This window comes from Niallia sp. Sow4_A1 (genome assembly GCF_052116745.1).
Taxonomy (GTDB): Bacteria; Bacillota; Bacilli; order Bacillales; family Cytobacillaceae; genus Niallia; species Niallia hominis.
Genome location: NZ_JBQKKM010000067.1, coordinates 1 through 22,413, shown reverse-complemented (window position 1 = coordinate 22,413; position 22,413 = coordinate 1). Strand labels below are relative to the sequence as shown.

22 protein-coding genes are annotated in these 22,413 nt (G+C 34.2%); 9 read left to right on the top strand and 13 right to left on the bottom strand.

Going from position 1 to position 22,413, the window contains the following annotated elements; all coding sequences use genetic code 11:
- The first annotated feature begins 187 nt into the window (after window positions 1-187).
- A complete protein-coding gene (locus ACTQ5K_RS23350; protein WP_441994369.1) occupies window positions 188-706 on the top strand; it encodes a hypothetical protein in 519 nt (172 codons plus the stop codon).
- Window positions 707-741: 35 nt separating this feature from the next.
- On the opposite strand, the gene ACTQ5K_RS23345 is transcribed toward ACTQ5K_RS23350, so the two are convergent.
- From ACTQ5K_RS23345 to liaF, 3 genes are read right to left on the bottom strand one after another with little or no spacing between them, the layout of a single operon-like run.
- Window positions 742-1,377, bottom strand: a complete 636-nt coding sequence (locus ACTQ5K_RS23345) for a response regulator transcription factor (protein ID WP_349204126.1) — start codon at window positions 1,375-1,377, stop codon at window positions 742-744.
- On the bottom strand, window positions 1,370-2,413 hold the full coding sequence (locus ACTQ5K_RS23340; RefSeq protein ID WP_441994368.1) for a histidine kinase: 1,044 nt from the start codon (window positions 2,411-2,413) through the stop codon (window positions 1,370-1,372). Before ACTQ5K_RS23340 ends, ACTQ5K_RS23345 begins: the two co-directional genes overlap by 8 nt.
- Before the next feature lie 8 nt (window positions 2,414-2,421).
- Complete coding sequence (gene liaF, locus ACTQ5K_RS23335) at window positions 2,422-3,159, bottom strand: cell wall-active antibiotics response protein LiaF (protein WP_031536656.1); 738 nt, start codon at window positions 3,157-3,159, stop codon at window positions 2,422-2,424.
- Between the two features lie 454 nt (window positions 3,160-3,613).
- Here liaF and ACTQ5K_RS23330 point away from each other — a divergent pair, with 454 nt between their 5' ends.
- Complete coding sequence (locus tag ACTQ5K_RS23330; protein WP_031536657.1) at window positions 3,614-5,017, top strand: hypothetical protein; 1,404 nt, start codon at window positions 3,614-3,616, stop codon at window positions 5,015-5,017.
- Between the two features lie 270 nt (window positions 5,018-5,287).
- On the opposite strand, the gene ACTQ5K_RS23325 is transcribed toward ACTQ5K_RS23330, so the two are convergent.
- The gene (locus ACTQ5K_RS23325) at window positions 5,288-5,947 is read right to left on the bottom strand and encodes a phosphatase PAP2 family protein (protein ID WP_251628974.1); all 660 of its coding nucleotides are present in this window, start codon (window positions 5,945-5,947) and stop codon (window positions 5,288-5,290) included.
- Window positions 5,948-6,116: 169 nt separating this feature from the next.
- On the opposite strand from ACTQ5K_RS23325, the gene ACTQ5K_RS23320 reads away from it, so the two are divergent.
- The gene (locus ACTQ5K_RS23320; protein WP_251628975.1) at window positions 6,117-7,325 is read left to right on the top strand and encodes a M20 family metallopeptidase; all 1,209 of its coding nucleotides are present in this window, start codon (window positions 6,117-6,119) and stop codon (window positions 7,323-7,325) included.
- Window positions 7,326-7,371: 46 nt separating this feature from the next.
- On the opposite strand, the gene ACTQ5K_RS23315 is transcribed toward ACTQ5K_RS23320, so the two are convergent.
- The 3 genes from ACTQ5K_RS23315 to ACTQ5K_RS23305 all read right to left on the bottom strand — a co-directional run bounded on the left by ACTQ5K_RS23315 (window position 7,372) and on the right by ACTQ5K_RS23305 (window position 10,172).
- The gene (locus ACTQ5K_RS23315; RefSeq protein WP_251628976.1) at window positions 7,372-8,097 is read right to left on the bottom strand and encodes an EcsC family protein; all 726 of its coding nucleotides are present in this window, start codon (window positions 8,095-8,097) and stop codon (window positions 7,372-7,374) included.
- A gap of 121 nt (window positions 8,098-8,218) precedes the next feature.
- Window positions 8,219-9,439, bottom strand: coding sequence for an ABC transporter permease (locus tag ACTQ5K_RS23310; protein WP_251628977.1), 1,221 nt, complete (start codon window positions 9,437-9,439; stop codon window positions 8,219-8,221).
- Window positions 9,432-10,172 carry an ABC transporter ATP-binding protein gene (locus tag ACTQ5K_RS23305; RefSeq protein ID WP_031536663.1) on the bottom strand — a complete coding sequence of 247 codons (741 nt, stop codon included), beginning with the start codon at window positions 10,170-10,172 and terminating at the stop codon, window positions 9,432-9,434. The genes ACTQ5K_RS23310 and ACTQ5K_RS23305 overlap by 8 nt, the downstream gene beginning before the upstream one ends.
- 704 nt (window positions 10,173-10,876) lie before the next feature.
- Between ACTQ5K_RS23305 and ACTQ5K_RS23300 the strand changes: the two genes are divergently transcribed.
- From ACTQ5K_RS23300 to ACTQ5K_RS23275, 6 genes are all read left to right on the top strand, one after another.
- On the top strand, window positions 10,877-11,299 hold the full coding sequence (locus ACTQ5K_RS23300) for an HIT family protein (RefSeq protein ID WP_031536664.1): 423 nt from the start codon (window positions 10,877-10,879) through the stop codon (window positions 11,297-11,299).
- A gap of 312 nt (window positions 11,300-11,611) precedes the next feature.
- Complete coding sequence (serC, locus tag ACTQ5K_RS23295; protein ID WP_031536665.1) at window positions 11,612-12,694, top strand: 3-phosphoserine/phosphohydroxythreonine transaminase; 1,083 nt, start codon at window positions 11,612-11,614, stop codon at window positions 12,692-12,694.
- 79 nt (window positions 12,695-12,773) lie between these two features.
- A complete protein-coding gene (locus ACTQ5K_RS23290) occupies window positions 12,774-13,124 on the top strand; it encodes a YtxH domain-containing protein (RefSeq protein ID WP_235251565.1) in 351 nt (116 codons plus the stop codon).
- 498 nt (window positions 13,125-13,622) lie between these two features.
- A complete protein-coding gene (locus ACTQ5K_RS23285; RefSeq protein ID WP_031536667.1) occupies window positions 13,623-14,192 on the top strand; it encodes an HTH-type transcriptional regulator Hpr in 570 nt (189 codons plus the stop codon).
- A 367-nt stretch (window positions 14,193-14,559) separates the two neighbouring features.
- The gene (locus tag ACTQ5K_RS23280) at window positions 14,560-15,108 is read left to right on the top strand and encodes a DUF3267 domain-containing protein (RefSeq protein WP_235251566.1); all 549 of its coding nucleotides are present in this window, start codon (window positions 14,560-14,562) and stop codon (window positions 15,106-15,108) included.
- Between the two features lie 216 nt (window positions 15,109-15,324).
- On the top strand, window positions 15,325-15,504 hold the full coding sequence (locus tag ACTQ5K_RS23275) for a hypothetical protein (RefSeq protein ID WP_035416273.1): 180 nt from the start codon (window positions 15,325-15,327) through the stop codon (window positions 15,502-15,504).
- A gap of 118 nt (window positions 15,505-15,622) precedes the next feature.
- Here ACTQ5K_RS23275 and ACTQ5K_RS23270 read toward each other — a convergent pair whose 3' ends face one another.
- The 6 genes from ACTQ5K_RS23270 to ACTQ5K_RS23245 all read right to left on the bottom strand — a co-directional run bounded on the left by ACTQ5K_RS23270 (window position 15,623) and on the right by ACTQ5K_RS23245 (window position 22,151).
- The gene (locus ACTQ5K_RS23270; protein WP_035416274.1) at window positions 15,623-15,712 is read right to left on the bottom strand and encodes a YjcZ family sporulation protein; all 90 of its coding nucleotides are present in this window, start codon (window positions 15,710-15,712) and stop codon (window positions 15,623-15,625) included.
- A 92-nt stretch (window positions 15,713-15,804) separates the two neighbouring features.
- The gene (locus ACTQ5K_RS23265) at window positions 15,805-15,888 is read right to left on the bottom strand and encodes a YjcZ family sporulation protein (protein ID WP_035416275.1); all 84 of its coding nucleotides are present in this window, start codon (window positions 15,886-15,888) and stop codon (window positions 15,805-15,807) included.
- A gap of 674 nt (window positions 15,889-16,562) precedes the next feature.
- Entirely contained in the window at window positions 16,563-16,757 is a 195-nt protein-coding gene (locus ACTQ5K_RS23260) for a sporulation YhaL family protein (protein ID WP_031536670.1), read from the bottom strand.
- A gap of 179 nt (window positions 16,758-16,936) precedes the next feature.
- Window positions 16,937-17,938, bottom strand: a complete 1,002-nt coding sequence (gene yhaM / locus ACTQ5K_RS23255) for a 3'-5' exoribonuclease YhaM (RefSeq protein WP_441994367.1) — start codon at window positions 17,936-17,938, stop codon at window positions 16,937-16,939.
- A gap of 2 nt (window positions 17,939-17,940) precedes the next feature.
- On the bottom strand, window positions 17,941-20,937 hold the full coding sequence (locus tag ACTQ5K_RS23250; protein WP_441994366.1) for an AAA family ATPase: 2,997 nt from the start codon (window positions 20,935-20,937) through the stop codon (window positions 17,941-17,943).
- A 5-nt stretch (window positions 20,938-20,942) separates the two neighbouring features.
- Window positions 20,943-22,151: a metallophosphoesterase family protein gene (locus ACTQ5K_RS23245; protein ID WP_441994365.1), complete on the bottom strand. Its 1,209-nt coding sequence runs from the start codon at window positions 22,149-22,151 to the stop codon at window positions 20,943-20,945.
- Window positions 22,152-22,413 lie beyond the last annotated feature (262 nt).

The window sequence follows — 22,413 nt, the reverse complement described above, 5'->3', positions numbered from 1 at the left end:
ACTATAAATAGAGTAAGTATAGAAAGCGTTAACAATAGAGATAGCAAACACACTGAAAAAGAGAGAAATTCCGACGATAAAAAATTTCTCCCACAAATACTTGACTCAAACCCCTTCTCTATTTCCATAGTAACTTTTCCATTTTTATTGTATGCTAATAGTATCTTGTGACATAGGAGGAAGATCAGTGAACATCTATCTTACTAGCGGAACATATGATTATTTATGGAAAAAATACGAGAATGAATTTTCTAAAGAAACTTTATTGTTAATGGAAGATACAAATAGTGACGGGGCAATACTGCTTCATGAAAGTCAGAATCCTTCTTTTTTCAAGGAACCAAGAAGCTATGACATTTTATTTACCTATGGAATATTAGAAAATAACGGATTTATAACAATGAATTATGTACCTGTAAGTGAAGATAATAAACCTGTTTATGAGCATAATATAATGAAATATTTTTCATCTAATCCACATAGAGAAATGAAAGCCATTCGATTCCTCCGCCCTAAAAAAGGAGATACTTTTATCATCTTTTGTCTATGGGAAAATAAAGCAAGCTATATTAAGTGGATGCAGCAGCCAGAAAATGCAAATGCGCCAATCGGAAATAATAGTGAAAAAGGCTGGAATAATTCGCAGCATTCTATCTTTAATGGAAAACCATATTTCATGCAATTAACGATTCCAGAGGAAGATTAATTATACATAATCCCTGTAGCCTGCTGAGCAACTAACTACCTTGTCTTAATTATGCCATTTCGATTTGCATAAACAGCTGCTTGTGTTCGGTCGGCTACTCCTAGCTTGGATAATATATTGCTAACATGGGTCTTTACCGTTTTTATCCCGATATATAATTCCTCACTAATCGCTTGATTTGTCATGCCTTCTCCAATACACATTAGTACTTCCGATTCTCTTTCTGTTAGATCATCATGGGGTTTTCTTTCTGTTGCTCGTAATTTTTTGACCATAACATTAGCAACTTTAGGCTCAATTATTGCTTCTCCACTATTGGCTTTATTAATAGCCTGAACAACTTCAAAGGCACTCGCTGTTTTTAGTAAATAGCTAAAAGCACCTGCCTCTATCGCCGGAATTACTTGAGCTTCATCATAAAAGCTTGTAATAATAATAATTTTACAACTTGGATATTCTGTTAGAATGGCTTTAGTTGCTTCAATTCCATTTCCGTTTTCCATCAATAAATCCATCAGGACAATATCTGGCTTTTCTTTTAAAACAAGCTGAACAGCATTTTGTCCACTATTGGCTTCTCCTACAATTTGTATATTCGACTCTGTCATTAAATAAGAAATAATCCCTTTCCGGACCATCTCATGATCGTCAACAACTACTACTTTAATCATTTTCCCACCCCTTAGTCGGAACTCTAATATCAATATATGTACCTTCTCCGATTTTCGAGCGAACTTCCATTATGCCACCAATTTCTTCACAACGCTCTCTCATCGTTTTTAATCCATAGGAAGCTATCCTTTCTATAGTTGGATCAAATCCTTTTCCATTATCTCCAATATGTAAATGAGCATAATTTCCGCGCTCTTCCAAAATGATTCTTACTTTATCTGCATGGGAATGACGAAGCACATTGGATAAGGCTTCCTGTACGATTCGAAATAAATGTTCTTGTCCAGCCGTAGTTAAACCTTCTATTTCATCAATGCTCGCAGAAAAATGGAGCGTTGTTTTTCCCTTCAATTCTTGAATTAGCTTAATAATTCCATCACACAATGTATCATTACTTAATTCAACGGGCCTTAAATGTAGCAATAATGCTCGCATTTCTCCTTGTGCTTTTCCTGCAATCGACACAATTTCTTTTAACTGTTCTTTTGCCAAAACTGGATTGCTGTCAAAAACTTTATATGCAGCAGAAGACATCATGTTTAATGCAAATAATTGTTGACTGACAACATCATGCAAATCTCTTGCAAGTCTTTGCCTTTCTTCTATAACTGCAGCATTATGAGCAGTTTGGCCAAGTGTTATTTTTTCATTTGCTAATCTTTGCAATGAATGGACTTGTTCTTGTTGATAGTCTGCAAGTTGATTAAGTTCTTCTTTCACACCGTATACATACTCATTCGTGGATATCTGCATTTTCCCTGGTATTTTCCCTCTCCGTAAAGACGATGTAAACCAAAATACCTCATCTAATTGCTTCTTAATCGTGCTATTCCATTTAAAGGCGAAGTAAAAACCAATTATAGAAGTTAGGAAAAACCAAATAACTGCTAAAATGAAACTTTCTATAGCTGTCATAACAAAAGCAGAAAACAAATATAAATAAATTTGTATACTTATAAATAACAATAAAGCACTAATCATACTTGTTAAAGCTACATTTCGGTAATATCCATAACGGCTACTTGTCTGCTTCATGTTTCCTCCTATACCTTTTGCACAGCTATATCGCCTATATTTATTAAAATATTCAATTTAATTTTTTTTATTGCCTCTTCATAATCGGGTGTTACATACTCTAAGCTATTTCCAAGCCCATCTCTAATTGATTGAAGTATGCGTACTTCTCCAATTTTCGCTTCTGCAGTAACATTCATCGCTAAATCATCTGGAACAATAATTTTTATGTCACCAATTCTAGCATGTATAAACAATTCAGTTTCTCCTTCTGGAATAAAGGCTTTGCTAAAATCGATATAGACATCTCCTATCCCATGAGATATATGCATTGGTTCAACAGACCAGTTGTCTGTGTTATATTTCACGTCGCCAATTCGAAATGATTTCTTTGTGTAGCGGTTTCCTCCATTATCATATTCAAAAGAAAATTTCTTTGGGCTAATAAGCCTTAATGCCAAAAGAATAATTACTAATGGCCATAATCTCCAAAAATCCACGAAACCAAATTCCAATACTTGGAATCGATCCAATATTAATAAAATTGAAAACACAAGAATAAATAAAGTGAAAAACAAATTATTTTTCCTCTTTAATGAAATATGATAAAGAGATAGACTTCCATATATAAACAACAAAAACGGATATATTATGACAAATATTTTTTTTATTTCCAAGGAAATGACACCTATACTAATGAGTAATAGGATAACGCCTAGAACCAGTAAAGTAATGGAAAACAATGTTTTGGGGATAGATTTTTTCAAAGACTTCCCTTCTTTCTTTAAACATTTATACTTTGGGTGATATTTCTTCTTTCTATATGGATAAAATTCCAAAAAGGACAACAAGAATATAAACTTATTGTACTATCATTTCGACTATTTTTGTTCCTTCTATCGAAGTTTTTTTCTCCGTCCTTAGAAGTAGTCTCCATTTTTTCATGTAATAATTTCCCCTTACTTCAGATATAGGGAGGTTCCATAAAACGAAGCAGAATCTCCCCTGATCGATAATAATAGAAATCTTCTACTCATTGTCCTCCTCCTTTCTCTTTATTTGTTATCTCGAGCAATAGATATTACTTCCGTTAAGAGGGATACCCATTTTTCTTAAAAGGACTTATCACCTTTTACATGCAGCCACATAGTCTGTATTAACCGAATTGTGATAAATGCCTATTGCATTATCGACCTTAAATCGGGAAAGGAGCTGCATTAAATGGGTATTGAATTAACAGCACTTCATTGGATATATGTATTATTTATTGTTTTTATTATCGGATTTATGGTTATGAGAAGAGATACAACATTTATTTGTATTGTCGGAATCTTTCTTTTAGCCATTACAGCAACTGGGTCATTAAGCACGTCGATTAGCAGTATTTTTAATAGTTTTATCTTTGCGATCACAGAATTGTTACCTACTATTGTGGTCATTTCCATCATCGTTGCAATGAGCAAAATTTTGACAAAAACAGGGATTAATGATGTGATGATTTCTCCCTTTTCGAAATTAATTCGTTCACCAAGCCTTGCATATTGGACGATTGGTATCGTAATGATGTTGATTTCTTTCTTTTTCTGGCCTTCTCCTGCAGTAGCATTAATTGGTGCTGTTTTATTACCAGTCGCGCTGCGTGTTGGTTTGCCAGGAATTGCTGTTGCCATGGCTATGAACTTGTTTGGTCATGGAATCGCTCTATCAGGAGACTATATTATTCAAGCAGCTCCAAAGCTAACTGCAGATGCTGCTGGTATCCCTGTGCAAGATGTCATGCATGCAAGTATTCCCCTAGTTATTGTTATGGGACTTGTGACCACTATTTCTGCTTTCTATTTTATTAAACGTGATATGAAAAGAGGAACATTAACTTATTCGACCGGCATCAAATCTTCCAGTACATCAGAACTACTTCCTTCAGTTAATCAATTACTGCTTAGCAGAACCCAAAAGAAATTATTTGCCATTCTTATTCCGATTCTTTTTATTCTTGACGTAGTTGCCATGTTTCTTCTAGATTTACAAGGTGGAGATGCTACTGCACTAGTTGGAGGAACATCCATTATTATTCTTCTTTTAATTACACTAGTAAGCTATAAAAACAAGGGGTTAGAAAAAACAACCAGTTATTTAATCGAAGGTTTTCAATTTGGCTTTAAAGTTTTTGGTCCAGTTATTCCCATTGCCGCATTCTTTTATTTAGGTGACTCAGGCTTTAATACGATTATCGGGGACTTTCTTCCAAAAGAGTCACACGGAATTGTAAATGATCTCGGAGTTGCTATAGCTTCCACTGTTCCATTAACGAAAGAAATTGGAGCAGTCACATTAACTGCTGTTGGTGTTATTACAGGCTTAGACGGTTCTGGCTTCTCCGGAATTTCTTTAGCAGGATCCATTGCTGGTTTGTTTGCCCATGCAATTGGCAGTGGCATAAGCACCTTAACTGCTTTAGGGCAAATTGCTGCAATATGGGTTGGTGGCGGAACTCTAGTGCCTTGGGCGTTAATTCCTGCTGCTGCAATATGTAATGTCGATCCATTTGAATTAGCTAGACGAAATCTTCTTCCAGTTTGTATCGGATTAGCGGTTACCACCATTTTCGCAATGTTTCTTATCTAAATAGACAGCCGGACCACACTAATAAATAATCAAGGTATTAAGCTTCATATTTTTAAAAAAAGGCTGGGACAAAACTAAATAACTAATCTTTAAAGAGGAACAATTTCTAATTTAGTTTTTAAATATAGTTAAGCGTAAAAACTAAGTCGTTCCATTGCGCTACAGATGCTCCATTTCACTTCATTATTAAACCTTTTTCCAAATTAATAAACACGAATTTTTATGTAAATTAACCACATAAAAATTCGTGTTTATTATTAGTTGCACCGCTTATGTCCCAGCCTCATTCTTACGTCTATTCAGTCTATCTTTAAAAGTTTCGTACAAACCTACCCATATAAATAACCAGATTCCTCCTAATAAGTAGCCACCAATAACATCTGTTGGATAGTGTGCCCCTAAAGCAATTCTGCTTATCCCAATTAGTAGAATTAATACAAAGGCAGCACCTGCTAATATTAGTTTCCCTGCATTTGCTTTTATTTCCTTTGCGATAAGATGGGCAATAAACAAGTAGAGAAGCAATCCTACCATTGCATGCCCACTAGGGAAACTAAAACTGTCTGCCTCTATAGCATCCGCTGTTATCGGTCTAGGTCTTGCTACTAGATCCTTTATCCATTTATTTAATTCATTACCTATTCCCACACATAGAACAAATGTGACAATCCCAGCATAATCTTTCTTTTTCCACCAAAGAAAAAGGATGAAAAGCAAGGCAATGATTCCAATCCCAATCTTATCTCCTAAATAAGATACCCCTTCCCAAAAAGGATTTAAGCTAGTTGAAAAAAGGATATGTATAAAATCAGTTATCGCTGTATCAGTGGCCAATTTCTCCTGACCAGATACGCCAATAATAAGAAGGATAAAAAATAAGAACGAAAGGATTAACAGACCCCAAGCCATTTTTGATTTTCTAATATCCATGTTTTGCCCTCCATACGATATTCCATTTAAACCTTATTTTAACAACATTCCCTTCATTAGGATAGGGGAAAATTAAGAACTAATCCTTTTCCATCTACCTTTCTCCTATCCTCCTACTTTTTCCATGCTATAATAAAAATATTCAAAATAGTAAAACGAGGTGAAAGAGATGCTAGAAGAAATATGGGAACAATTAGAGAACTATTATGACGAAATGGTCGAAATACGAAGATACCTTCATCAGCATCCAGAATTATCATTTAAAGAGTATAAAACAGCTCAGTATATCATCTCTTTCTATGAAAAATTAGGAATTCAGGTTACTGGCAACATCGGCGGAAATGGAGTAGTAGCAAAAATAACTGGAGGAAAACCAGGCAAGACAGTTGCTTTACGCGCTGATTTTGATGCCCTTCCGATACAGGATGAGAAAGAAGTTGCTTATAAATCAAAGGTTCCAGGTGTTATGCACGCCTGTGGTCATGATGGACACACAGCGACATTATTAATCCTTGCTAAAGTAATACATGAATCTAAAGAAAAATTGTCAGGAAATTTCGTTTTCATTCACCAACACGCAGAGGAATCAAACCCCGGTGGAGCAAAAGCGATGATTGAAGCTGGCTGTCTCGAAAATGTGGATGCTATATTCGGTACTCATTTATGGGCGACGCTTCCTACAGGTACTGTTTCCTATAAACCTGGTCCAATGATGGCTGCTGCCGATGAATTTAAAGTCAAGATTCAAGGACAAGGTGGACACGGAGCACAGCCCCATAAGACAAAAGATTCTCTTGTTACAGCTTCCCAACTCGTCATTAATCTTCAACAAATTGTCAGCAGAAAAGTTAACCCAATCCACAATGCTGTTTTAACAGTAGGCTACTTTGAATCTGGAAATGCTTTTAATGTAATTGCTGATACAGCTACAATAGGAGGAACAGTTCGAACATTTAATTTAGAAACGCAAGCACTTATTAAAGAAGAGCTGGAAAGAGTGATAAAAGGAACCTGCTATACAGCGAATAGCACGTATGAATTTGAATATGATGATGGATATCCAGCTGTTGTCAATCACTCAGAAGAAACTTCTTTTTTAGCTCGTTGTGCCGAAAACATCCCAGGAGTGTTTGTGCAAGAAGGAGAACCAGAATTAACAGGTGAGGATTTTTCCTATTACCTTCAGCATAGAAAAGGAGCTTTTTTCTTTACAGGTGCAATGCCTGATACAAACGGCCTTACTTATCCACACCATCATCCAAGATTCGATATTAACGAAAAAGCAATGCTTATTGCAGCAAAAACACTTGGGTCTGTTGCAATTAATTACAATCTTACCTTTTCTGAAGAAGAAACGAATACAATTAAAATATCGTAAATTCCAGAATCAAAAGGAATGGATTCAACTTAACGAATCCATTCCTTTATTTTAATTGTTTCTGTTCTTGAAAATAACGCCAGCGATATACATTTTTAGCAGCCTCACCTAATTGATCTAATAAATTATAGTTTGCGTAGGCACCAACTGCGGCACCAATCCCTGGGACAAGCTGAAGCATTTTCACAAAATCAATAAAATCCCGATATTCCTGTTGTAGCTCCTGCCAGTTAAGACCCGCAACTTTTTGCTTTTCTTGTTCCCAATTCTCGATTACCTCTAAAACTTCTCTTCGTTTGCCTTCACTTGAAAAAGCTAACTGAAAGATATAAAGCAAATAGATTCTTTCTTCTAATTTGTCCGTATCATATCCATAGATAGTTGCTGTTTCCATCAAAAAGTTCATTTTAATAGAAAGTAATAGTGGAAAATCAGCCAATCCAAGCAGAATCCCACCGACACCAGTTCCAGCGCCTTCTACAACAGCGATCTTTTTATATTGGCCAATCTTTTTCGTTAACTCCTCATCTTTTCCTTGTAAAGTGTGAAATCGTGGCAGATTCTTTTTCTTTAATATATTGCTACCAGCAAGCGTCGCTTGGATCATCTGTTTGATCGCTTCGGTAATTGTTTGCTGAATTTTATCGGGGATATAGGCATTTATTTTATTCTGTGCCTTCTTGGATACTCTATTTAAAATAGAAGAACGTTTTTGAAGTTTACGTTTCCACTCCTCCACTTCTATGAATGCTCTCTGTTCATATTCATTCATCTGCATTCCTCCTTTTGCTTATTCTTACGTTGACTATAAACAAATAGTTCTCTTTTTTCTTTCTACTAATCAAAAAGGAGCTTTAATCCTTGGCAAATGAAGGTTTAAAGCTCCTTATCTTTTAGGAATGTTTCACTTTTTTATTTATATACATTAAAACAAAAAAAGCAATAAAGGCTCCATTAACTATTAAAGAAATCACTGCATATAAAAAGTCCCCTTTAAGTGCAATAATAAGCGTTAAAACAAATCCTTGCCATCCTAAAATAGTAGCCATTATTTGCTTAAAAGCTTTTTCTCTATAAGAGGATTCGACTGGATAAATAGTAATCCATAGCTTGTTATCATAAGCATTCCAAAGCGGCAATAACTGCAAACCAGTTAAGAAAACAAATAATACACTAATGAAAACTTGACCTGGTCCAAAAGATAAGAAAAAGATGAAAATTCCACTTATCACAGTTAACCTTAGTGTTAGTCCAAAATAGTCACCTGCACGTATATAGGTTCTCCAATATAAATGGGCAAACACTTTATCTTTCACATAAGGAATTCGACTAAACAACAAATCAAGTAAACGTCTTCTTTTAATACGATTTCTTAGTTTAGGTACCTCTGTAAACATATTCGCAAAACGATAAAAAGAGGCTAATCTTTTTTCATCCTGTTCGATTAAATATTCCCATTTTACCCCTTTCTTGCTTGTCGCCTTCTGGAAATAAACAAGCAAAAATGCCATGATAAGGAGTAAAACAAGAATAAAGTAGGGAGAAGAATCTGCAAATAATAAATAAAGTATAGCTAAATTCACAAAGAAACGCACAACAGTATCTGTGTAATGATAGTGAACATTTACATAATATTGAATATGCCAGCGAATAAGCAAATTAGCCCCTTTCGTGATCAATAGCACAATTAGTAAATACCAAAAACGGCTAAAGTCCCCCCCATGTACTTGTGCATACAACGGCATTAGTGCTGCCAAAAGGATCAACAGTAAATATCCTTGGATAACAAAGCTAACCACCATTGACTTCAGAAAATATTTCTTCATTTTCATCTCAACAGCAATCAAAAAGATCCGATCGGCATCCTTTAAAAAGGTATAGGTAGGACTATTTGTCAGAAAAAAAGTAAGGATAATGCTCATAATAAGCGCCACAGGAAAATCATCGGGAATCGTTTTCAGCCAGGCTTGATAGTAAAAGGCTGCAGTTCCTAACAAAAACACTAACACTATCACAAGATGTCCATTGAAAATATACTTTAAATATTGACCATATTCTTTTGCTGTTTGTCCAGCTCTATCTTTCCATAATTGCTTTTCATTAAATTCAAACATGTTCTTCTTCCTTTGTTAGAAGAATATATAGATCATCCAGTGTAGCACCTGGCATATTAAAGGCCGCCCTTAATTCCTCCATCGTTCCCTGACATTTAATTTTTCCTTCGTGAATAATGATAATCCGGTCACAATATCTTTCTGCAGTAGCAAGAATATGAGTAGACATTAAAATCCCTGCACCCTTTTCCTTCATTCTCTTAAGTTGATCGAGCAAAGACTGAATACCAAGTGGATCCAATCCAACGAATGGTTCATCCACAATATAAAGAGATGGTTCCACTAGAAAAGCGCACATAATCATCACCTTTTGCTTCATTCCTTTAGAAAAATGAGCAGGAAACCATTTTAATCTTTTTTCCATTCGAAACTCTTTTAATAATGCTTCCATTCGCTTTTGATAGTCAGATTGAGATAATCCATATGCCATCGCCGTTATTTTCAAATGCTCTTCCAATGTTAATTCATCATATAATATAGGTGTTTCTGGCACAAAGGTAAACTCTTTTCGATAGGCCTCTTTGTCCCCTTCAAACGTCTTTCCATTAATGAATATTTCTCCTTTATGGGGTTCCATTAAGCCAATAATATGACGAATAGTAGTACTTTTCCCTGCACCATTTAACCCAATTAAACCGACCATCTCATTCTTATTGATGGAAAAAGAAATATCTTTTAGAACAGGATTCTTTGTATATCCCCCAGTAACATTCTTTATTTCTAACAACGCCATATTTTGTACCTCCAATATGTATTATCTATAGTTTAACAACATTCTCCGTTAATTAAAAATGATTGTGCAGAAAAACTTTTAATTCTTTTGTATATAAATTCTTAATCAGGACATTCTATTTATTGAAGGGGAGCACCAATGAAATATTGCAGTATAAACTTCAATATTAAATGAGGTGTTTGCAAAAGATTCTATAGAGATCTTTTAAAAGAAACTTCCATTCGTTTTTAAAAGGGGATGTTTGCCTTGCATAAGCAAGATATAAACATAAGATCAGTAACACCAAGTTGCTTTCTATCAAAAGCAGCCTTATAAATCATTTCCACTTTGAAATGAGGTGTTTGTCGCAGACTGTCATCCAATCTTTATACGTTGATAAACTTATAAAGACATTTAAGGGGATGGTTCGTTTGAACAATGATCGATTTTTCTCATAAAAGTAAAACAATTCATTTTTAAATGAGGTGTTTATCAAAGAGAAGAACCCTGAACGATAAAAATAGAAGTTCTCTCCTTCAAAAAGAGGGTGTCCTTACAAGGTATTCTTATCATGTATTTCCATGTTAAAGGAGTTAACTTAAACTTCTCACTTGGAACATTTATGATAAGAGGCTCCTTACAAGGCACCCTCTTTCCTTTTGGTGTTCATTAAAATAGCTCCTGTGTTAAAATATTGGTAATACATAATGAAGGAAGGTTTTTTTATGAGTGACTGCATTTTTTGCAAAATAATCGCTGGAGAAATTCCATCTAAAAAAGTTTTTGAAAATGAACACGTTATGGCTTTCTTAGATATAAGCCAGGTAACAAAGGGACATACATTGGTGATACCTAAAAAACATGCGAAAGATATTTACGAATTAACCCCTGAAATAGCAAGCAATCTGTTTGAAGTGGTACCAAGTATTGCATCCGCAATTAAAGAGGCTTATGAACCAATTGGGTTAAATCTTTTAAATAATAATGGCGAAAAAGCGGGACAGTCTGTTTTCCATTATCATATGCATCTCATACCAAGATACGGAAAAGGGGATGGATTCGGTGCAGTATGGAAAACAAATTTCGACGGATATTCAAATGAAGAATTAACAGAAATTGCGGATAAAATTAAAGAAAAAGTGAAGTAAAGAGACAAAAGTAACAGCGAGTAAAGATATTTCTTAAAAAATTCATTTTTTCCAAAAGCTATATAATAATAATTTCCATTTCATCTCATTCGTTCTTTCTCCGCTATCGTATCAACTATAAACATTTTCGAAGCTGGGGAAAATATTTTTTTAATAGCACAAAACCCCAAAACACCATTTTGAAAAATTCTCATTTTTTCAAAAAAGGTGTTTTTTAATCTGTACAAATCAGCGGAATTTGTTAGTATAAGGGTAATCTTTTTGTCTTTACCACATTACTAGTTGAAAAAGTGAATTTAGGAGGAAAGAACGTTGAAAAGAGCATATAATTTTAATGCAGGTCCAGCTGCTTTACCTGAATGGGTTCTACAAGAGGCAAAGGAGCATTGGCTGAATTTTAATGATACAGGAATGTCTTTAATGGAATTAAGCCATCGCAGCAAAGACTATGAGGCTGTACATAATGAAGCAAAAGAGCTCCTTACGTCTCTACTTTCCATACCAGATAATTATGACATTCTTTTTTTACAAGGAGGAGCAAGTCTTCAATTTACGATGGTACCAATGAACTTGCTTCCGAAAAATAAAACGGCCTATTACGCACTGACTGGCGTATGGTCAGAAAAGGCAATCAAAGAAGCCGCTAAACTTGGCAATACAGCAATTTCAGTATCTAGTAAAGAGGATAACTACACATATATTCCGAATCCTGAACAAATTGAATTGCCAAAGGATGCTGCTTATCTGCATATTACAAGCAACAATACGATTTATGGAACTCAATGGAGCAATTATCCAACAAATTTATCTGTACCTTTAATAGCTGATATGTCCAGTGATATTTTAAGTACACCAATTGATGTATCACAATTTGGCATTATATATGCTGGTGCCCAAAAAAATCTTGGACCTTCTGGCGTAACGGTAGTTATCATTCGAAAAGATTTAATTAAAGAAGATAACACTTTGCCAACTATGTTAAGTTATCATACACATGCTAAGAATAATTCATTATTCAATACCCCTCCTACTTTAGGTATTTATCTTTTATCTCTAGTTCTAAAATGGGTGAAACAACAAGGTGGTATCGAAGGAATAGCTAACATAAATAAGGAAAAAGCACAGCAATTATATAATGTTATGGATCAAAGTAATGGTTTTTACCGAGGACATGCAGAAGAAAAGAGCCGTTCAAAAATGAACGTAACCTTCACTTTGCCGTCAGAAAAGCTTACAAAGGCCTTCTTACAGGAAGCAAAGGAAGCAGGATTTGTTGGTCTAAACGGTCATCGATCTGTTGGAGGTTGCCGAGCTTCTATATACAATGCTGTTCCACTGGAACATGTTGTCGAACTAGCTAAATTTATGAAGGATTTTCAAAACAATCACCTCTAAAAAATTACGAAATATCCTTAAAAATAGTAATGATAACTTGATTACGTTATAATAAGGAAAAAGAGCGAGGTGTTAGCAAATGAGCGCAAAATCATTCTTATCAGGATTTTTAATTGGAGGAATTGCAGCTGGAATTACTACCTTACTGACAACTCCTTACTCAGGAAAAGAAGTGAGAAGAGTCTGCAATGATAATGGAAAAGCTTTTCTACAACATATTCAAGAATTAAAAATCGATTTAAATGAAATAAAAGATTCCATTAAAACTGTTACTGTAGAAGGAAAAACAATTTTAAGCGACTTTATTGAAGACCTTAAACTATCCTTAGATACGTGGAAAGAAGAAATTAAGCCACATCAGGAATTACTTCAACAGGAACTCGATGAATTACAATCAACCATTAATGAGTTAGAAAATGATTTAAAATAGCTTAGTCTTCACATGGCAAAAATTTTTTAAAAAATGGAGGTTTTCTAACAAGGAATCCCTCCATTTTTTTATCTATTCAAAATCGCCTTAGTTATGTCACTTTTTCTAACGCAACAATGTTAAATCTTTATTCGCATATAATTTTCCTAGTCCTTTTTCTACCAATTATCACATTCCATTTTTTTACTTCTCTTTTTCAACAATTAATTTCTTATTCACTCTCCAAAAAAACTTCTCCCTTCTTTTTTCCTAATCCATAATTTTTTTGACAGGTAATCTCCCCACTTTCATTTTTTTCTATCCTTCCCAAACTTTATTTCCTCAAATATGTCTAAACAAATACATGAATTTTTATTTACTTTTTTACATATCTATTCAAGTAAGCGCTTACTTTAAATAAAAATTCTTATTTCTAAAAATTTTGTTAATTTTTATCTTTATTAATTTTTGTTTTATTGGCATAATGTTTATAGATAACAGAAAAGTAGGTGATTGTGGATGAATGAAAGTCAGATTTCAATGAAGGATGCTTTACTCTTTACTCAAAGAATCGGACAACTTAGCAAAGCATTATGGAAGGCAATCGAGAAAGATTGGCAAAGCTGGATTAAACCGTATGATTTGAACATTAATGAGCACCACATACTTTGGATTGCTTACCAGCTAAACGGAGCATCTATTTCAGATGTAGCAAATTTCGGAGTAATGCATGTCTCAACAGCATTTAATTTTTCGAAGAAATTAGAAGAAAGAGGACTACTACAATTCTCGAAAAAAGAAAATGACAAAAGAAATACGTATATTTGCCTTACAGATAAAGGGAAAGAAGTATTTGTTCAAATTATGGAAGATTATAATCCAAATAATAGCTCAGCATTATCCGCCTCCTTGCCAATCAAAAATCTATATGGAAAGTTTCCAGAGCTTCTAGAAATGATGACAATCGTTAAACATATTTATGGAGACGATTTTATTGAAATTTTCGAAAAATCCTTTTCTAATCTTGACGATATTTTGGAAGAGGATGAAGGACATCTAAAGAAAAAAGATCCAGTATATTCTAAATAGAGAAATAGAAATTGGGGAATAGGACTCTAGGTTTGGGACATTCTTGACCGGTGGTAAAAAAGATAAGAGAGCAGGTTGCTTTCTTATCTTTTTTTCGGAAAATTTAAATAAGTTTTACAAATGTAAGTAAAATACATATAAAGCATGATATTTTTCTGTTTGCAAATAATATTTTTAATAAATGTCATAAATTTGTATTAAGAGCCTATTGATTTTTTACTCTTTTCGTCGTAAAGTATCAAGGTAAGTTTGCTTGATTAAACGCAAGATAAGAAAAAGAAAAAGATATTCTTCCAATTATTAGTTATTCAAGCGAGAATTTATTATTAAAAGTAGCTAAAAATTTCTCCCTATGGAGGGTATTAACATGAACTGTTGGAAGACTGTCAACTTCCATAAAAAATATGGAACGCAGCGCCTATTTATTTTGTCTTCTATGACAACGATTGGTTGTTTTCTTTTCTTATATGTACCAATAACAACCTATTTTGCAAATAACAAACTTTCTGACGATTATTTTTTATTATTTATGACATCTATATTGCTTATATATCCTTTACACAAATTATTGCATTTATTACCAATGATTCATTTAGGGGATAAAATTAAGAAAACATGGAATGTACAATTTTTACCTGTTTTACACATTCAAGTAAAAGAACCAATCGGAAAAATTCAATTTCAATTCGCACTAATTTTACCTTTTGTCATCATTAGTGGATTATTACTTGTATCTTGCTTCCTTTTCACGAGCTATGTTCATTATTTTTTAATGATTTTCGCTTATCATACAGGTATTTGTGTTCCAGATTTCATTCGGATAAAAAACCTCTGGAAATCACCACGTTCTTGCTATGTAGAAGAAAACGAGGATGGATTTGAGATATTAATAAATAATGTAAGTGAATTATCTTAAATGGATACTATTATTGTTTTACCAAACATATAATGAGATAAAACTAGAACGACTGATTTTCTAGCCTCCTAGAAAGATAGATTGTAAGGAGGCAAAAAATCCTTCTGACGAAGAATCTAAGTTTACTGCCTAAAATAGTTGATAATACTATCTTTTTGTCCTGTTATTTGATAATGTAAATATCATACAATAAATTCTGCTTAAAGGAGGGAATCAATGATGATCTCCATTTTCATTATTTTAGCTATTTTTATTTTATATAATATTAATAGACTAACAAATGCCCTATGTTTACAAAAAGAAATTCCTGAAGAAAAACAACCAAAAGTCTTTCGAACGATAAATGTTCTTATTACCATTCTTTTGATTTCTTCCTATGTAGATATTCTTTTTTAAGATTTTTTTAACTAAACAAACTCTGTCTTATATACGGAGATATGTAGAAAAGAAGCAATGTAATAGCAGTCCAAACAGACTATTACACTTGCTTCTTTTTATATGCCTTCAGATCAACTTATAGCCAAGCTGCTCCGATGATTACTAATAAGATGAATAGTACTACTAATAAAGCAAAGCCTCCACCGTAAACTCCTCCACCAGACATGAAGATTCCTCCTCTCTCTATCGTTCCAGTTGTTCTTTGGCGCATAAATAGGCACTCATCCTAGTAAGATTGCCTTTATACGCTATTATAGCTTACAGCCATGCAGCGCCAACGATAACTAATAAGATAAACAATACAACGATTAAGGCAAAACCTCCGCCGTATACGTTACCCATAGTAACACCTCCTTTAAGGTTGCTACCATTTGTTTAAAAATTACATGGTGTTTCGGTTTTTCTACTTTCTTTTATTTATTGGCTTCCATACAACCATAACCAACTTATTCTAAATTTGTTTTTTATCAATATTCGTCCGTCCCTATTGGATGTTATTGGTCACTTGTTAGCCACAGATCTTATTTTAGATCCTCCATAAAAGAATGAACTAATATTTATAATACTTTGTACTGTATTACCACTCTCACTTCATCTTTTGCCATATAAACCGTAACAACCTTATGAATTTGCTTAACGCGAATTCTTTGAGCTCTTTTTCAAGCTCAATTTATCATATGTATTCGCCCTAAATTCGGAACAGGACATATACCCATTTTTTTATAAGGAATGGAAGGCGCAAAAAAATAGCATCTCAAATAACTTTATGGAAAAGACATAAAAAAACAAAGAATCCAATCTACAAAATTCATTTCCATTAAACGAAGAAACGCTATTTAGGAATGAATCTTATACATTTAATCCTTTGTATCAAAGAAAGTAAAACTTCCCTCAACGGTGATTTTTTCCTATCACACTATTGGTTTGGTTAGTTGAACCAATCGAATTATTTACAGACAGTTTACTGCCATTTACCACTGTAAAAAAAGAGTTAAATAGAAACTTCAAGCAGTTGTTTAATTCTCATACACCCTCACTTCTCCATCTCTACGTTTTTTCTCCTCTTCTAGTCTTTTCATATAAACCTCTCCTTCCCGTTCAATTATTTCATTTTCAATTGCTCTATCCTCTTTTCCAGTTTTAACAGCCATAATCGCACTAATTGCAATTCCTCCCAATACAAAAATAACCCAAAGTGGAATTCCTAGCATTGAAAATTACCCCTTTCTAGTAATTTCTATCTTTTATTTCATCCTATGCTAGAAAAACTAGATTATTCCCTCTTATCGGCTTTTTTGCAAGAAATTACATTACTTGATTAGCAAAAGCAGCATTTATCTTTGGGATGCAAAAAAAAGGATGAGAACTCAGTGAACTCATCCTAGTCTTTTTATTTATGAAATGTTGGTTTGTAAAAGGAACGGTTTTCTAACGGAAAAACTCTTTCCGTAAATTCCCCTGGTTTCACTCGATCTAATACTCGATCCAGCATATTCATTTTTGCATCTAAGTTATCAATATAGTGTAAGATTTCCGCTTCTTTAATTAACGGAGCTTTTGGACTTCCCCATTCAGGCTTTCCGTGATGGGATAATACTAAATGTTGAAGTATCACTACCTCTTCTCCTTTTATCCCTAACTCATCCGATGCTTTTCCTATTTCATTAATCATAATGGAAATATGTCCAAGCAAGTTCCCTTCCAATGTATACGAAGTGGAAATTGGTCCAGATAATTCAATTACTTTACCTAGGTCATGCAGGATAATCCCTCCATATAGTAAATCTTTATCCAAGCTTGGATAAAGGCCTGCAATTGCCTTTGCCAAATCTAGCATACTAACAACATGATAGGCTAATCCAGAAACAAACTCATGATGGTTTTTCGTCGCTGCTGGATATTGCAAAAATGCTTCCTGATGCTTCTTTACTAAATGTCTTGTAATTCTTTGAATATTAGGATTCTGCATTTCAAAAATATAGTGCGTAATTTTACTTAACATCTCATCTGTTGTTAATGGTGCAGTTTCAAGAAAATCAGCCAATCGAATGCCCTCTTCTCCTGTTGCCACCTTAATTTGGCGAATTCTTAATTGAAGCTTACCACGATAGCTTTGAATATCCCCATTCACTTTTACAATCGTTTCCGGTCGATAGTTCTGCTCATCCATTTCCGTAGCATCCCAAAGCTTTGCTTCAATTTCCCCACTTTTATCTTGAAAAATAAGCGTCATAAACGGCTTTCCATTACTTGCGATGGCTTTTGTTGCATTCTTTATTAATAAATAGGATTCAAATTGCTCCCCAACCTCATACTGAAGTACTCCTGTTTTGTCCAACTCACTCTCTCCTTTATCTTTCTCTTTATTTAGTATAGCATGAAGACAATTCATCTTTATAAACTTGTTTCTCTTTCCTCTGCTGGTAATACATGCAAACTTTCATCAGGAAAATATTTTAGTAGATGGCAATGACAAGTAAAGAAAATAAGCTGATTCTGCTCACATTTCTTTAATAATTGAATCACTTTATCTGTTCGCTTTTCATCAAAGTTAACGAAGCTATCATCAATGATAAATGGAAAACCAAAGTTTTGATAAAATGTTTGTGCTAAAGCAATTCGAATAGATAAATATAGCTGCTCGGTCGTTCCCTGGCTTAATTCCTTCGCTTCATAAAAAAGATGGTGATGACTTTCTACTAAAAACCCAGCTCCCTCTTCCTTAGGAACAATCCGAATATATTTTCCTTCCGTTAAAAATGCGAGATTTTCTTCTGCTTTTTGCAGCATAGCAGGCAGCTGTTTTTGTTTATATTGCTCAATAGTTTTGGCCAAGAGCTGTTTTGCCACGGCAAATTTTGCCCATTCTCTCACATCTTCCTTGAATTCTGACTGAAATTGTTTAAAGGTATGTAATAAATCCGTATACGTACCTCCACTTTCAATTCTAGAAATACTAAAGTTAGTCGCTGCAACTTCTTCTACAAGTTCTTGTATGCGAGATGCTAATCGATCCAATATCCCTTTCTTTTCCTCTAACTGCAGCTCAGGATCAAGGATTTGTTGATAGAAAGGAATATGATCTTTTGCTATATTAGCCATTTCTAATTGACCGTTAATAGTAGCAAGTCTTTCTTTATATTTACCTTTTTCCATTTCCATTGCAGCTTTTTCATGAAATGTCTCTTCTTCTGTTACACCGGCAATCGAAAATAGATCGTTCTTTTCTTCAAGATAGCGATTATATTCTGTTTGATATTTATCCATAGCCTCTGATAAGTCCGCTTTCTTTCTCTGCAATGCTTCTATTCGATCCCTTTTCTTTTTTTCTTCCGTTAATGCTGTTTTTAAACGGTAGCACATATTAGCGATCGTATCTTTCTCATTCTCCATAAACTGTTCAAAAAAATAGCTGATCTTGCTAATTATCTGCTCCCTTTCCTGATGAATTTCCTTAAGTTCCTGAAGATAGGAATTTCTCTCTCTATCTTTTGCTTTCCATTCTTCTATTAATAGAAATGCATCATATATTTGTTGTGTCGCTAATTCATAAGGAATTTTAAGTTCATTAGCCAATTGTCTTAACAACTTTTGATGGGAAAGAAAATTCGCCTCCCACTTTTCAAATCCCTGTAGAACTCTTTCATAGCTCTCATTTTGCTGCTCTAATTTAAATTGAAGCTGTGTGAATTTCTCTCTCCTTGTTGTATCCTCTTCTAGCTTCTGTGCCTCGTAACGAGAAACACCTTGTCCCTTTTCAAAGGTTACAAGTAGCTGAGCGTGTTCTTCCTTAACAAGCGCTAATTTATGCTCCTTTTTACGAATTTCATTTTTTGCGAGTTTTCTTCCCGAAAGGAAGACAAAAAAATAAACAACACCTACGGTAAAGCAAATAATTGTTAATACCCATTGCTCAAATACCAAAGCCCCTGTTCCAACCAGCAGAAGAAATATCGATAAACCACTTGTTATTATCGTATTCAGCTTCATCCGTTTCTCTTCTAGCTTCCCTTGATCTTCCAGTTGACTTATTTCTCTTGATAATAAGTCTGCCTTCTCTTTGTTCCATCTAACCTGATGATCTCTTTGTACATGCTCTTCTAATCTAGCTCTCTCCTCTTTTGGCAAGAGCTTCTGCTTACCTATCTTCACTGCTTCTTCTATAGATTCTAAAGCTGCTTGCTCAGCCTTTAATCGCTCGTCTAGCTCTTCCTTCTGCTCCTTTAACCTCCGTTGTTTAGAAGCTGCTTGTGCGCATTGCTCTTTTAAAAAGATACTTGTATTGCTTTCCTTTAATAGAATTTCTTCTTCAATCGATAAATGCAATTTACTTTTTAAACTATCAATTTCTTCCTCTATCTTCTTCATTTGATTTTCTACTTGAGTTTGCCGATTCTGTAACTGTTCATATACGGGGAATTTTTCCACAGCAAGTAAGATATTATGTTCAGCGCTAAGAAGTTCTTCCTGTGTAGGAATGCTTGATATTTCTTGATCTATTTCTAAGGCTCTTGCTTCTACATTGCGAATTTCCGCTTCTATGGAGAGTAATTTCTCCTTCAGCGCTTCCCATCTAGTTAATCCATTTTGCGGGAAATGAAGCTCTTTGTAGGTAGCTAATTTTTGTTCTAATACTTCCTTTTCTTGTACAATTCCTCTAATCTTAATCCATTCTTCTAATAATCGTATTTCATGCTCTTCTTTTTTTACATCTGCTTCTATAAGCTGTTTTTCTTTTTCTAGCTTTCTTTTCTTAGTAAGTAAGTGTTCATATTGATTATTTTCCTTCTCTGCGCTTTTTAATTGGCTATGCTTATCTCGTAATGCTTGCAGTTTTTCATTAATGGCAGGCTTCTTTCCACTAGGCTTATAGCGTATATCCAATTCCTTTTGCAACTCATTTTCCACTTTCAATAAGCGGTCAGAGCCTACCGCACCAGTCGAAAACAAAAATCTTCCCAGCTCTTCTCCTCTTAATTGCTGGACATTTTGCAATCCGTGTAAATTAAAAGAAAAAATCGATTGATAAAGACCTTTATCTATTCCTGCTAATAATTCAGTTAAAAGCTCCTCTTGCCCTCTTCTCCCATCCTCTAAAGTAACGGTCACATCCCCAGAAGATTTACCTTTGACTCTTTCGATTGTCACTAGCCCAATTTCTGGAAAATAAATTTCCAATTTCCCACCATATTTATGCTGAAGCTTTGGCTCATAGCGTAACTCTGTCTGCTGTTTTGTTGGGAATCCGAATAAAATACTATGAATAAAACTCATTATGGTTGATTTACCAGCCTCATTTTCTCCGTAAAACACATGAATAGGGGAGTGAATGGAAAATGTTATATTCTCTAGTTTTCCATATCCGTAAATGGTTATCTTTCTTAGTTCCATATCTGTTACCTCCCACTTTTCACAAGCATTGTAAGGAGCAAATCTTCTGCTTCTTCTGCTAGTTCTTTTTTCTCTTCGGTTGTAAGCTCTTCTAAAAACCGATGAACCTTTGGATGTTGAAATAGAGGAGCAACTGCTTCATTTAACAGTTCTGAATCTTTTGTTACAGCAAATAATTCCTCATAAAAAGCTGATTCCCTTAACAGATTCTCTTTTAGCCATACTGTATTTTCCTGTATCTTAATAGAGCTAACCCAGACAAAAGAGTCTGCATCTACCTCATCCTGCTGAAGAATTTCTAATAAATCGGAATCGAGAAAAGATTCTTCTATTCGGAATTGCTCTATCTCCAGAGTAATAATAAAAGAAGATTTTCCATCTCCTATTTCATCTATTTGTTTCCGACAAAGCATGTATAAATCATTAAATGTTTTTACAGTGCTAGCATCTATTTTCACAGTCTCCCAAATCACTACAGATGTTGGGATAAATTCTAAACTGGCATCTCCCTCTCTTAGCTCTACATAATAGCATCCTTTAATCGCTGTTTCCTTTTTATGTCGCCCTTGAATGTTTCCAGGATAGACAATCGGAGGTATGCTCTCCAAAATTTCCCTTTTATGGATATGACCTAATGCCCAATAATCCATTTTTTTAGCAAGCAAATCTTTCACTTGAAAAGGAGCATAGGAACTGTGTTCAGTAGAGCCCTCTAAATTCCCATGTAAGATTCCTATATGAAAATGAGCCGGATCTCTTCGTACGTATTCATCAATCTTTCTCTCTTTTACATGTCTGGTTTCATAACTAAAACCGTAAAGATTAACTGATAAATTATTTTTCACAAATTGTTTTACACTTACCATAGATGGAAACACATGAACATTAGGAGGTAATTCTATTTGTACCCAGCTTCCATTTAAATGGTCATGATTTCCATGGACAAGATATACCTCAATTTGCTTTTCTTCTAAACGCAGCATTTCATCTCGAAAACGTATTTGTGCTTTGATACTTCTGTCTTCCCCATCGTATATATCTCCAGCAATAATCATAAAATCTACCTTTTTGCTAATTGCTGTGTCAATAACTTTTTTAAATGCGGTAAACGTACTTTCTTTTAATTTAGTATGCATGGTTACCGGCAAATTCTTCAACCCAACCATCGGACTGTCTAAATGTAAATCTGCACAATGTATAAAGGATATTTCCATACTCTCACGTCCTAAAGCTATTTGCTTCTATTTTACCATGCTAAAAATACGAATGCACGTTCTTATCTTTTCTTAGTCAGTGTTTTTAATAGAATATCTTCGTTTTTCGTTATTAGTTAGATTACTCCACAAAAAAAAGCCCCACTATTCAGAGGCCACTGACAAACTGAGGTCATTTCTAAATAATCAGCTGGCCGCATAAAAAAAAGACGACCCTCATTAAATTTTTTGAATGTAGAGTCGTCTTTTTTTATCCATTTTC